The following is a 12,780-nucleotide window of genomic DNA, read 5'->3' as shown; positions in this document are numbered from 1 at the left end:
AGCGTGATGGCCGCACCGCCGGCCACCGCGGCACCGCTGGTGACCGGCGGAGTGGTCAACGTCACGGTGACCGAGGTCGTCGACGACGTGACCGTCGTGGTGCAGGACATCAATGTCGGTGTCGGCGCAGCACTCGGCATCGCCGCGAACGTGTGCGACGTCAACGTCAACGTGCTGGCCCAGCAGTTCCGCAACGGTGCGGCCAGCTGCACCTCGGACGCGACGGGTCAGACCGTCGACATCGGTCAGCTCTGACGACCCGCTGATGGCAGGGACGCCCGCCCTCGGGGGCGGGCGTCCTGCTCTGTGCGCGGGCGTTCAGCGCCGCCGCAGCATGCTGACTCCCGCCCAGACGACCAGCACGAACAGGGCCACGAAGATCAGGATCTTGAGCATGCCCCGAGGCTACGGGAGCGGGTCAGAACTTCTGGTCGATCAGGCCGGTGTCGACGTCGTAGACGAACCCGCCCACCGCGACCGAGTCGGGGATCAGCGGGTGGGCCTGCACCTTGCGGACGTCCTCCTCCAGGGCCACCAGCTGGTCCTCGATGACGTGGAACTGCTGCCAGGAGGCGTCCTGGCCGGCTGACTCGCCCACGCGGGCGCGCAACTCGGCCTCGGAGTGGGCCGTCATCGCGCAGCGGGTGTGCGGGACCACGAGGATCCGCTCGACCCCGAGCAGGTGGACCCCGAGGACCAGGGCCTCGAGGGCAGCTGCGGTGACGCGACCGCCGGGGTTGCGGAAGATCTTCGCGTCGCCGTGGGAGAGCCCGAGCATCCGGAGCGGGTCGATCCGCGAGTCCATGCAGGTCACGATCGCGACGCCGGCGTGGGCAACGCCGTCGAAGCCACCGAGGTCGAAGTCTGCGGCGAACTCCCGGTTGGCCGCGAGCAGGTCGTCGAACACGGGGACGAGGGTAGCGGGGTCTCAGCCGGCCGAGCGCAGCATCTCGCCGGCATCGATCGTTCTGGTCCGCGCCGAGCGGAACAGGAGCAGGGCGAGTACGCCGGCCACGACGGCGCAGACTGCCGCGCCGAGGAACACGGTCTGCTCCTGGGCGATCCCGGCGACCTTGAGCAGCTCGGTGAACTCCGCACACCGGCTCCTCCCGTCGCACACGTCGCGTACGTCGGCCAGGTCGGCCTGCTCGGCGTAGTAGCGGCGGAGCCCGATCGTGGTCAGTGCCGAGATGCCCACGAGCATGCCGACCATCCGGGCCACCACCACGAGGGCACTCGCCAGGCCGTGGACGTCGTGGTCGGTGCTGGCCAGCACCGCGGCGTTGACCGGAGCCAGGGCGAGACCGAACCCGAAGCCGCCCAGCAGCAGCGGGAGGTTGGACGCGACGTCGTCGAGGCTGGTCAGCCCCCAGCGGCTCATCATCACGAACGCGACCGCGGCGAGAGCCATGCCGACGGCCGTGACGACGCCCGCGGGCAGGGTGCGGCTGAGGTAGCCGCCGAGCACCGCTCCCACCGGCAGCGCGATCAGGAACCTGACCAGGACCAGCGCCGCCATCAGCTGGCTGTCGCTGTGGACCGTCGTGCGGGCGAAGAGCGGGATGTCGATCAGTGCCGCGACCAGGGCGGCGCCGACGAAGAGGCTGACGGCCAGCGACCCCCACGCCGGCGTACGCCGCATGGCGCCCGGCGGGACGAGCGGAGCCGGGGACCGGCGCAGGTGCAGGCCGAACGCCACGGCTGCGGCGAGGGAGCCGAGGAGGTACCAGAGGCCCTGCTCGGAGAAGACCTCGACCTTCGGGTCGGCGGTGGCGAAGGCGAGGATCACGCCGGCCAGGGCGAGGCCGAGGAGCAGCGCGCCGGTCAGGTCGGCGGCCCGCAGGGTCCTGCCCCAGCCGCGGAGGTCGACCAGCGGGCGGGCGGCCGTGCAGCACCGGACGAGCAGCAGCAGCCCTGAGACCATGGCGACGAGCCCGACGGGGCTCAACCACCGCCCGTCGGAGACGAAGGGGATGAAGGCCTGCCCCCAGGTCAGGTCCTGGAGGAGAGGGGCCGGCTGGGTCATGGTCAGGACGCCGGCGGCCAGGGCGACCAGGAGCAGGGCTGCCCCGGCCCAGTCGAATCCGCCGCTGTCAGTTTCGGGCGGGGCGGCGCGTGGTGCGCTGGCCCGCACGGCCACGGCCAGGACCAGGCCGACCAGCAGGTTGATCAGGAAGATCACCCGCCAGTCGGCGAAGACCAGCACGGCGGCGCCGAAGAGCGGCCCCAGCACGCTGCCGATCTCCTGGACCGCGGAGACCACGCCGAGCGGGACCCCCCGGCGGTCGGCCGGGTAGAGGTCCGCGACGAGGGCGAGGGTGGCCGGCACCAGGCCACCGCCCCCGAGTCCCTGCAGGAACCGTCCGGTGACCATGCTCGGCATGTCGTAGGCCAGGGCGGTGACCAGCGACCCGGCGGCGAAGACGACCAGCGCCGCGACCAGCACCGGCACCCGGCCGCGCAGGTCGGCGATCCGGCCGATGAGAGGCAGCATCGCGACGTATCCGAGCAGGAAGCCCGAGACGATCGGGGCGGCCCGCTGCAGCTGGTCGATCGGGACGCCGACCGCGTTCATCATCTCCGGCAGGGCCAGCACCACGACATAGGTGTCGGCGGCGGCGAAGGCGACGGCGGCGGAGGCCAGGCCGAGCAGGAGACGCGGCGCAGTGCTCATCGACAGGCGGTCACGGAGCGGTGATCTTCTTCTCGGTGCCGTAGTCCTCGAACCCGATGGTGTAGGTCATCGACTCGGTGTCGGGGTAGAAGACCCCCCGGAGCACGGCCTCGCGCAGCTCACCGTCGGCGGTGATCGTGTACGTCGCGTCGAAGTCGCCCTCGGCTCCCGGAAGGATGTTGCGCACCGCGTCGTCGGGCACGGTGCCGGTGAACTCGGTCAGCACCTCCTTGTTGTCCTCGCCGCCGCGGACGCTCTCGCCCTCCTCGAGGTCCTCGGTCGCGGGCAGCAGGGCGGAGAAGCCGGTGTCCGGGCTCATCAGCGTGGAAGGGTCAGGCGCGCCGTACTCGGCGGGGTCCACGTCGGACCAGCCCGGAGTGAGCGGGATCTGGGCGTAGACCTTGTCGTCGACCGCGATCACCGGGACGTTGAGGGCGGTACCGGCCAGCACGACCGTGAGGGAGCCGTCGAACGCGGGCGGGTGGGTGCCGACCCCCGAGGCCTCCGTGACCCCGGTGACGCCGGCCGGCAGGTCCGTGGTCTCGAGGGAGATGCTGACCCCGCTGGTCTCGTCGAGAGTGGTCTTGGCCAGGGCCATGACCTCGTCGGGGCTGCGTCCGTCGGAGACCGACTCCTGGTCGCCACTGCAGCCGGCCACCAGTGCCAGCCCGAGCAGGGCCCCGGTGGCGAGGAGCAGGGGCGGGCGGCGGCGCATGCCTTCAGCCTGACACACGGGTGGCACGCTCCAGCCGGTGCGCGACCGGCCCCGCGCAGGCCGCGATCGGCTGGCTGCCGGGCACCCCGGACCCGTCGCGGCGACCGCTCGCCTCGGGCAGGTCCGCGGGCGCACCGCTGGCGGCGGCTGCCCGTGCCGGGGCGTCCCCGGCCCACGCGAACACGAGCGTGTCCTCGCCCTTGAGGAACCGGTGGCAGCGCACCCCTCCGGTGGCGCGCCCCTTGGACGGGTACTCGGTGAACGGCGTCACCTTCACCGACCCCGCCTCGGTGCCCGGCAGCGCCGTCGACGAGCCGGACGCCGTCACGAGGACGGAGGACTGCGGGTCGAGGGCACCGAACCAGGCGACCGTGTCGCCCGGCGCGAGCTTGATGCCGGCGATCCCGCCGCCCGAGCGTCCCTGCGGCCGGACGCCCCCGGCGCCAAAGTGCAGCAGCTGCCCACCGGAGCTGACGAAGCAGAGCGTCTCGTCACCTGTGACCAGCTCGAGGGCACCGACCACGGCGTCGCCGTCCTTGAGCGAGATGACCTCCCACTCGTCACGGGAGAGCACCTCCGGGTTGACCCGTTTCACCACGCCCTGGCGGGTGCCGAGGACGAGTCCGGGTCCGTCGGCGGTGAGCGAGGTCAGGGCCAGCGCGCGCTCGTCCTGGTCGAGCGAGAGCACCTCGCTCAGCGGCAGCCCGCCCTGCAGGTTGGGGTCGTTGGCTGCCCCGGGGAGCGCCGGAAGCTCGAGGACCCCGAGCTTCAGCAGCCGGCCGCGCGAGGTGAGCACGCCCACCTCTCCCCGGGCGGTGGTGCGGACCGCGGACACGATCACGTCGTGGTTGGTCCGGCCACCTCCGGTCCCCGGGGTCTCGTCGCTGCTGGAGCGGGCGAGGAGCCCGGTCGAGGAGAGGAACGCGAAGCAGGGGTCGTCGGCCACCTCCAGGGGAGTGGCGGTCGCGGTGACGGTGGTGCCGGCCGACTCCAGCAGCACGGTGCGGCGCGGGGTCCCGTAGGTCTTGGCCACCTCGGCCAGCTCGTCGGAGACGACCTTCCGGAGCAGCGCGTCGTCGGCGAGGATCGCGTCGAGCTCCTCGATGGTCTGCTCGAGCTCGGACCGCTCCTTCTCGAGCTCGATCCGGGAGAACTTCGTGAGCCGGCGCAGCGGCATGTCGAGGATGTAGTCGGCCTGGGTCTCGGTCAGGTCGAACACCGAGATCAGCCGCTCCTTCGCCGCGGCCGCGTTGTCGGAGGACCTGATCAGCTGGATGACCTCGTCGATGTCGAGGATCGCGATCAGCAGCCCGTGGACGAGGTGGAGGCGGTCGGCGGCCTTGCCGCGACGGTACGTCGACCGGCGGCGTACGACGTCGAACCGGTGGCCGAGGAAGACCTCGAGCATCTCCTTGAGGCCGAGCGTGCGCGGCTGCCCGTCGACCAGGGCGACGCTGTTGATGCCGAAGGAGTCCTCCAGCGGCGTCTGGCGGTAGAGCTGCTCGAGCAGCGCCTCGGGGTGGAAGCCGTTCTTGACCTCGATGACCAGCCGCATGCCCTTCTCGCGGTCGGTGAGGTCCTTGATGTCGGCGATCCCCTGGAGCTTCTTGCCCTGCACCAGGGTCTTGATCCGCTCGATGACCTTCTCGGTGCCGACGCCGTAGGGGAGCTCGGTCACCACGATCCCCTTGCGGCGCCCGACGGTCTCGATCCGTGCGGTGGCCCGCATCTTGAAGCTCCCGCGGCCGGTCTCGTAGGCGTCGCGGATGCCGTCGAGGCCGACGATCTTGCCGCCGGTCGGCAGGTCCGGGCCGGGGATGAACCGCATCAGGCCGTCGACCCGGGTGTCGGGGTGCTTGATCAGGTGCCGCAGCGCCTGCACGACCTCCACCAGGTTGTGGGGGGCGATGTTGGTGGCCATCCCGACCGCGATCCCGGCCGAGCCGTTGACCAGCAGGTTCGGGATGGCGGCGGGCAGGACCGACGGCTCGAGCTCGCGGCTGTCGTAGTTGGGCTTGAAGTCGACCGTGTCCTCGTCGATCGAGGCCGTCATCGCCACCGCGGGCGGCGCCATCCGGCACTCGGTGTAGCGCATCGCCGCGGGGGAGTCGTCGGGCGACCCGAAGTTGCCGTGGCCGTCGATCATCGGCAGCCGCATCGACCACGGCTGCGCGGTCCGGACCAGTGCGTCGTAGATCGCGGTGTCGCCGTGCGGGTGCAGCCGACCCATGACCTCGCCGACGACGCGGGCGCTCTTGACGTGGCCGCGGTCCGGGCGCAGGCCCATGTCGTTCATCGTGAACAGGATCCGGCGCTGGACCGGCTTCAGCCCGTCGCGGGCGTCGGGAAGGGCGCGGGAGTAGATGACCGAGTAGGCGTACTCCAGGAACGACGACTCCATCTCCTGCTTGATGTTGGTGTCGAGGATGTGCTCCTCGAAGTCGTCGGGAGCGGGTGTTCTCGTGCTGCGCCTGGCCATGCGGGCCATTCTCCCCGGCGCCGTGGTCCGTTCACCGCGGGGCACGCCGGATGTGGCCACGCACGCTAGATTCACGAACGTGACCCGCAGCGAGGAAGGTGTGCCGGCGGCTCCGCGCCACTGGGAGGCCGACGTCCTGCTGCGCGACGGACGGACGGCGCACATCCGGCCGATCGAGCCCTCGGACGCCGAGCTCCTGGTCGACTTCTACGACCGGGTCTCCGACGAGTCGAAGTACTACCGGTTCTTCAGCCCGATGCCGCGGCTCTCCGAGAAGGACATCGCCCGGTTCACCCGGGTGGACCACGTCAACCGGGTCGCGTTCATCGTGCTGCTCGGTGGCCGGATGATCGCCGTCGGCCGCTACGACGTCACCGAGCCGGGGGAGGCCGAGGTCGCGTTCCTCGTCGAGGACGAGCACCAGGGCCGGGGCATCGCGCAGCTCCTGCTCGAGCACCTCGCGCAGGCCGGCCGCGAGCGCGGGGTCGAGCGGTTCCTGGCCGAGGTCCTGCCGGACAACCGGAAGATGATCAACACCTTCCGCGACGCCGGCTACCGCGTCGTCAGCGCCTACGACGAGGGTGTGATGACCCTCGAGTTCCCCATCGACGCCACCGACACCGCGATGGGCCTGATGGCCACCCGGGAGCACCGGGCCGAGGCCGCGTCGATCGAGAAGTTCTTCAACGCCCGCTCGATCGCGGTGATCGGCGCCAGCCGCCGGGAGGCCACGATCGGGCAGGTGCTGGTGCGCAACCTGGTCATGGGCAACTTCTCGGGCCGGGTCTACGCCGTCAACCAGACCTCCGAGTCGGTCTCCGGGCTTCCGGCGTACGCCAACGTCGCCGACATCCCCGGTGAGGTCGACGTGGCGATCGTCGCCGTGCCCGCCGACGCCGTGCAGGACGTCGTGCTGGACTGCGCGGCCAAGGGTGTGCACGGCATGGTCGTGATCTCCTCCGGATTCGCCGAGACGGGGGAGGAGGGCCGGCAGCGCCAGCGCCGCCTGGTCGGGCTGGCGAGGTCCTACGGGCTGCGGCTGATCGGGCCCAACTGCCTGGGCATCATCAACACCGATCCCGGCGCGTGCCTCAACGCGTCGCTGTCACCGGTGAACCCGCCCCGCGGGCGGGCCGGCTTCTTCTGCCAGTCCGGTGCCCTGGGCTCGGCCATCCTGGAGAAGGTCAACAACCGGGGGCTCGGTCTCTCCACGTTCGTCAGCGCGGGCAACCGAGCCGACGTGTCCGGCAACGACCTGCTGCAGTACTGGGAGGAGGACGACTCGACCGAGGTGGTCCTGCTGTACCTCGAGTCGATCGGCAACCCGCGGAAGTTCTCGCGGATCGCCCGTCGGGTCTCGTTGCGCAAGCCGATCATCGCGGTCCGCTCGGGCCGGACCACCCAGGGCGTGCCGATGGGCCACGCCGTGCGCCAGATCGCGGCCCCGCCGCAGGCTGTCGACGCGATGTTCCGTCAGGCCGGGGTGATCCAGGTGGACACGCTGGAGGAGATGTTCGACGTCGCCCAGCTGCTCGCCCACCAGCCGCTGCCGCGGGGACGCCGGGTGGCCATCGTGGGCAACTCCGACGCCCTCGGCCTGCTGGCCGCGGACGCCGCCTCCTCGGTCGGCCTGGTCGTCAACAAGTCGGTCGCCCTCGGAGCGGAGGCCACCGCCGAGGACTTCGAGGACGCCCTCGACAGCGCCATCGACGACCCCGACGTCGACTCGGTGGTCGCGGTCTACATCCCGCCGCTGAACGTGTCGGGCGAGGACGTCGCCAACGTGCTGGCCGCCGTCGGCGAGCAGTCGGACAAGCCGCTCGTGTCGTCGTTCCTCGGCGCCGAGGGGGTCCCGGAGCTGCTGCGGGTCCCCGACGTGGCCGGCCACACGGCGGGCCGTGGCTCCGTGCCGTCGTACCCCGCGGTCGAGGGGGCGGTCCGCGCGCTGGCCCGCGTCGTCGGGTACGCCGTCTGGCTGCGGACCCCGGACGGACGGACCGACGAGGCCCTCGGCGACATCGACGCAGCCGCCGGCAAGCGGCTCGTGGACGACGCACTGGCCCGGCAGGGCGGCGGAACCGAGCTCGACCAGGGCGAGCTGACGGCCCTGCTGGCCGCCTACGGGATCGAGCTCTGGGCGTCCCGCCCGGTCACCAGCCTGCGCCAGGCCCAGGCGGCCGGCCGGGCCCTGGGCTGGGACGTGGTGCTCAAGGCGACCGCCGACCACCTCCGCGAGCGGCCCGACCTGGCCCACGTGTGGCGCAACATCGACACCCCGGCCGACATGCGCACCGCCTGGGAGGCCCTCAACGCGCTGATCACCGAACCCGAGAAGGCCGGGTTCGTGGTGCAGAAGAACTCCCCGCCCGGGGTGCCCGTCGCGGTCCGGAGCATCGAGGACCCCCTCTTCGGCCCGGTCGTCTCGTTCGGCATCTCGGGGCCGATCATCGACCTGCTCGAGGACAGGGCCTACCGGATCCCGCCGCTGGTGGCCGGCGACGCCGCGGCGATGGTCCGCGAGATCAAGTCCTCGCCGATGCTCTTCGGCTACCGCGGGAGCGAGGTGGTGGACATCTCCGCGGTGGAGCGGCTGATCCTGCGGGTCGCGCAGCTGCAGCACGACCTCCCGCAGGTCAGCTCCCTGGAGCTGTCGCTGGTCCTCGCCGGTGCCGACGGCGTCAAGGTCCTGACCGCGGGAGCGCGGGTCGACCCGGTGCTGGACCCACGCTCGGACTGGTTCGTGCGCCGCCTGCCGCGCCCGCCGGGCGACACCCTCCCCGACTGAGGCCCGTCCGGGCGGCCGCTCCGGCCCACGACCCGGCCGGTCGTGTGCGTGCGTGACACACTGCCCACATGCGCACACGCACGACCGATGACCGCGACCGCACCGTGGAGCTGCGGCAGGCCATCGAACACACCGGCTACTACCCCGAGGTGGTCCGCGACGGGGTGCACGCGGCGGTGGCGGGGGAGCAGGTGGTGTCGTTCTACGTCCACCACGAGCCGACGTTCGAGCGTGAGGAGGTCCGCCGTCACCTGACGGTCGTCGTCCTCACTCCCAGCCGACTGATCCTGGCCCACACCGACGAGCACGCCCCCGACGACCTGCTGCCCGAGCCCTACACCTCGACCTCGACCGAGGCGATCACGCTGTCCTCGGTGCGCTCGGTCGTGGTGACCCGGATGACCGCGAACCCGACCGACGGCCCTTCGCGGCCGGCGGAGGCCGTGATGACCGTCGGCTGGGGAGGCGTGAGCCGGATCGACCTCGAGCCGGCCGGCTGCACGGACCCGCAGTGCGACGCCGACCACGGCTACACCGGCGTGTTCGCCTCCGACGACTTCTCGCTGCGGGTCTCGGCCGCCGCAGACGGGGTCGACGCGGTGGGCGGCCTGCTCTCCTTCGCCGAGTCGCTGTCCGCCAGGACGCAGGGGGCGTGACCGAGCAGGGGTTCGTCCAGCCCGCCTACCAGCAGCGATCACTGGCCGACGTCATCCCTGCGGTCGCCGAGGCGCTCGGCTGCTCGATCGGCATGGCGCCGTCGCGCTTGGCCCTGCCCGAGGCCGGCTCCTACGTCGTCTTCCTCGTCGACGGCCTCGGCGCGCTGCAGCTGCGCCGGCACGCGCACGCGGCGCCGTACCTCTCCTCGCTGCTCGTCGAGGGCGAGATGGCCACCGCCGGGGTGCCCTCGACCACCGCGACCAGCCTCACCTCCCTGGGTACCGGACTGCCGCCGGGCGCCCACGGCATGGTCGGCTTCACCTCACGGATCCCCGGCACCGACCGGCTGCTGAACGCGCTGCAGTGGAACAAGTCGGTCGACCCGACCCAGTGGCAGCCGCACCCCACCGCGTTCGCGCGGCTGGCGGCTGCCGGGGCGAGCGTGACCAGCGTCAACAAGCGGGAGTTCCGCGGCAGCGGGCTGACCGTCGCCTCCCAGCGCGGCGCGGAGTTCGTCGGGGCCGACCGGGTGGGGGAGCGGATCGCCGCCGTCGCCACCGCGTCGGCGGGTCGGCCCTCCCTGACCTACATGTACGACGGCGACCTCGACTGGACCGGTCACCGCTACGGGGTGGCCTCCAGCCAGTGGCTCCAGCAGCTGGCCATGGTCGACGCCGAGGCCGAGCAGCTGCGCGAGACCCTCCCGCCCTCGACCCGCCTGGTCGTGGTAGCCGACCACGGCATGCTCGACAGCCCCACCGGCCGACGCATCGACGTCGACGAGGTCACCGAGCTGCGGGACGGGGTCGCCCTGCTCGGCGGGGAGGCGCGGTTCCGGCACCTCTACTGCCGGGGAGGCGCGGTCGACGACGTGGCGGCCACCTGGCGGTCGGTGCTCGGGGACCGGGCCGAGGTCCTGACCCGTGACGAGGCGGCCGGGCTCGGCTGGTTCGGCGCGGTGCAGCCCGCCGTGCGTCCCCGGATCGGGGACGTCGTGGTCGCCTGCAGGGCCGACCACGCGATCGTCTCCACGGCCGACTTCGCCTACGAGGCCACGCTGGTCGGGCTGCACGGGTCACTGACGCCCGAGGAGATGCTGATCCCGCTCCTGGTGGCCTGACCGGCGAGGCCGGAGGCCCGGTCAGCCGAACGGGAGGGGCTCCGGGGCGAGGCTGACCGCCTTGGCCCGGGCGGCGGTGAGGCGCCGGCGGTGGTGCTGGCGGCAGAGCACCTCGTAGGCGACGTCGGCGGGGAGCTCGTCGGGGTTGTCCACGTCGCCGACCACCACGACATCGCCCTCGGTGACCATCACGCCGTTCTCGGTGCGGGCGTTGTGGGTGGCGCGCTTCCCGCACCAGCAGAGCGCCTCGACCTGCAGCACGTTCATCCGGTCGGCGAGCTCGACGAGCCGGCCGCTGCCCGGGAACAGCTGGCTGCGGAAGTCGGTGAGGATGCCGAAGGCGAACACGTCGATCTGAAGCTCGTCGACGATCCTGGCCAGCTGGTCGATCTGGCCGGGGGAGTAGAACTGCGCCTCGTCGCAGATCAGGTAGTCGATCCGGCCGCCCTGGGTGAGGCTCTGCACGACGTAGGTCCAGAAGTCGAAGCCGGGTTCGACCTCGATCGCCTCGTGCGTCAGCCCGAGCCGGCTGGACAGGGTGGCCTCGCCGGCGCGGTCGTGGGTGGTGAAGATCCGACCGACCCGCCCGCGCGCGGCGTGGTTGTGGTTGGTCTGCAGGGCGAGCGTGCTCTTGCCCGAGTCCATGGTTCCGGTGAAGAAGTGCAGTTCAGCCACGGGGCGTGATCCTGTCACAGCCCGGGTCCGCCGCGGTCAGGTCGGGCTGCTCGAGCCGGACTCCTCGCGTGCCGCGATGAGGTGGGCCAGCCAGAGCACGAACACCGCGTCCTCCGGCGGGAGGGTCGTCGTCGCCGTCAGGGAGGGACGGTTGGCCCACAGCGACGACCGGCCCACCTGCCCGATCTCGGTTCCGTGCCGGGTCAGGACAAGCCGGCTGCTCCAGACGCTGCGGGTTCCGAGCGAGTACGACGCGTGGGCGCTGTCGATGTCGTACCGACCGGTCCAGACGCTGCGCCGGCGGGCGCGGGTCCGCACCACGCCCTGGCTCTCACCGACCCGGTCGCTGCCCTCGGCGCGGAACAGCCACTCGACGCCACCGATGGTCACCTCGGCCCGCTCCCGGAACCACGCACGGTGGGCGGACGCGATCGGTTCGTCCCCGGCCAGCACGACGTCGCCCTTGCCCCACACGTAGCGCATGGAGCGAGCCTAGGGTCTGCGGCAGGATGGCGGGCATGCCCGGTTCGCTGGTCCCCGGTTCGCTGGTCTCCGTGTCGCGTCTCCTCGGCCGTCTCGACCACGTGACGCTGCTGGACGTCCGGTACCGGCTCGGCGGGCCGCCGGGGCGCGAGGAGTTCCTCGCCGGACACATCCCGGGCGCGGCGTACGTCGACCTCGACACCGCCCTCGCCGGCCGGCCGGGGCCTGGCGGTCGGCACCCGCTGCCGGACGAGGCGACGTTCGAGGCGGCCATGAGGGAAGCCGGGGTCTCGATGGACCGGCCGGTGGTCGTCTACGACGACTGGGAGGGCCGCGCGGCGGCCCGGGCCTGGTGGCTGCTGCGCTTCCACGGGCATCCGCACGTGCAGGTGCTCGACGGCGGCTGGCGGGCCTGGTCGGAACAGGGCGGTGAGCGCGAGACGGGGGAGGCGTCGGTGGTCCGCCCCGGAGACTTCACGGTCGCCGCGGCCAAGGGTATGCCCGTGGTCGAGGCGGAGCGGGTGCCCGCCGTGTCGGTGCTGGTCGACGCCCGGGCGCCCGAGCGATATCGCGGGGAGGTCGAGCCGATCGACCCGGTGGCCGGGCACATCCCGGGTGCCGTGAACGTGCCGACCACCGAGAACGTCGATGCCTCCGGGCGGTTCCGGGAGGCCTCCGAGCTGCGGGCCGTCTACGCCGCGGTCGGAGCCGTGGAGGGCGCCGACGTGGCGGCGTACTGCGGCTCCGGCGTGACCGCCGCCCACGACGTGCTGGCCCTGGAGCTCGTCGGGATCCGGGCGGCGCTGTATCCCGGCAGCTGGAGCGAGTGGGTCACCGACCCTGGTCGTCCTGTGGAGACCGGCACAACCGGTGGTTGAGGTGGTGTCGAGGCACGCTCCGCTCGCACCCCGACCTGCGGCAAGCCTCGACATCCGGTGACATGTGCAGGGCGGCGACCACTGTGGTCACCCTCCTGCGTACGTCGCCGGGTCTCGACCCGCCGATCGCGACCTCGCGGGCTCGGTCGCGCGGCTTGCTCGACCTGTCCACTTCTGGTGATCAGCTCGCGAGCGAGCTGATCACCAGTGGACACCTTTGAAGATCCGGGCCAGCATGATCTGCTCGGACTCGCGGGTGCCGGAGTCGCCGCCCTTGGCGGCCGCGGAGTCGGGGAACACGTGGTAGGCCATGT

Annotated in this window: 11 protein-coding genes; 5 read left to right on the top strand and 6 right to left on the bottom strand. The window is 72.2% G+C overall.

From position 1 onward, the window contains the following. Positions 1-255 (top strand): hypothetical protein (locus VFN12_RS10310; RefSeq protein WP_325118572.1); only part of this gene is annotated, 255 nt, incomplete at its 5' end. Between the two features lie 163 nt (positions 256-418). Here the strand turns inward: VFN12_RS10310 and VFN12_RS10305 are convergent. From VFN12_RS10305 to VFN12_RS10290, 4 genes are read right to left on the bottom strand one after another with little or no spacing between them, the layout of a single operon-like run. Further along, positions 419-907 (bottom strand): carbonic anhydrase, encoded by a 489-nt coding sequence (locus VFN12_RS10305; RefSeq protein WP_325118571.1) that lies wholly within the window; start codon positions 905-907, stop codon positions 419-421. 21 nt (positions 908-928) lie between these two features. Beyond that, positions 929-2,674 carry an MFS transporter gene (locus tag VFN12_RS10300; protein ID WP_325118570.1) on the bottom strand — a complete coding sequence of 582 codons (1,746 nt, stop codon included), beginning with the start codon at positions 2,672-2,674 and terminating at the stop codon, positions 929-931. Between the two features lie 10 nt (positions 2,675-2,684). After that, positions 2,685-3,389, bottom strand: a complete 705-nt coding sequence (locus VFN12_RS10295) for an LppX_LprAFG lipoprotein (RefSeq protein WP_325118569.1) — start codon at positions 3,387-3,389, stop codon at positions 2,685-2,687. 4 nt (positions 3,390-3,393) lie between these two features. Then, positions 3,394-5,868 carry a DNA topoisomerase (ATP-hydrolyzing) gene (locus tag VFN12_RS10290; protein ID WP_325118568.1) on the bottom strand — a complete coding sequence of 825 codons (2,475 nt, stop codon included), beginning with the start codon at positions 5,866-5,868 and terminating at the stop codon, positions 3,394-3,396. Between the two features lie 79 nt (positions 5,869-5,947). Between VFN12_RS10290 and VFN12_RS10285 the strand changes: the two genes are divergently transcribed. From VFN12_RS10285 to VFN12_RS10275, 3 genes are all read left to right on the top strand, one after another. Further along, positions 5,948-8,653: a GNAT family N-acetyltransferase gene (locus VFN12_RS10285; protein ID WP_325118567.1), complete on the top strand. Its 2,706-nt coding sequence runs from the start codon at positions 5,948-5,950 to the stop codon at positions 8,651-8,653. Positions 8,654-8,721: 68 nt separating this feature from the next. Then, positions 8,722-9,309 (top strand): DUF5998 family protein, encoded by a 588-nt coding sequence (locus VFN12_RS10280; RefSeq protein WP_325118566.1) that lies wholly within the window; start codon positions 8,722-8,724, stop codon positions 9,307-9,309. Then, positions 9,306-10,430: an alkaline phosphatase family protein gene (locus VFN12_RS10275; protein WP_325118565.1), complete on the top strand. Its 1,125-nt coding sequence runs from the start codon at positions 9,306-9,308 to the stop codon at positions 10,428-10,430. The genes VFN12_RS10280 and VFN12_RS10275 overlap by 4 nt, the downstream gene beginning before the upstream one ends. A gap of 21 nt (positions 10,431-10,451) precedes the next feature. On the opposite strand, the gene VFN12_RS10270 is transcribed toward VFN12_RS10275, so the two are convergent. Then, positions 10,452-11,105: a thymidine kinase gene (locus VFN12_RS10270; protein WP_325118563.1), complete on the bottom strand. Its 654-nt coding sequence runs from the start codon at positions 11,103-11,105 to the stop codon at positions 10,452-10,454. Between the two features lie 36 nt (positions 11,106-11,141). Beyond that, complete coding sequence (locus tag VFN12_RS10265) at positions 11,142-11,588, bottom strand: hypothetical protein (protein WP_325118562.1); 447 nt, start codon at positions 11,586-11,588, stop codon at positions 11,142-11,144. 35 nt (positions 11,589-11,623) lie between these two features. Between VFN12_RS10265 and VFN12_RS10260 the strand changes: the two genes are divergently transcribed. Further along, positions 11,624-12,466 carry a sulfurtransferase gene (locus VFN12_RS10260; RefSeq protein WP_325118561.1) on the top strand — a complete coding sequence of 281 codons (843 nt, stop codon included), beginning with the start codon at positions 11,624-11,626 and terminating at the stop codon, positions 12,464-12,466. The last annotated feature ends 314 nt before the right edge of the window (positions 12,467-12,780 follow it).

Source organism: Nocardioides sp. (assembly GCF_035703625.1).
In the GTDB taxonomy this organism is placed as follows: domain Bacteria; phylum Actinomycetota; class Actinomycetes; order Propionibacteriales; family Nocardioidaceae; genus Nocardioides.
The sequence above is the reverse complement of the archived record's forward strand: the minus strand, read 5'-3'. Positions and strand labels throughout refer to the sequence as shown.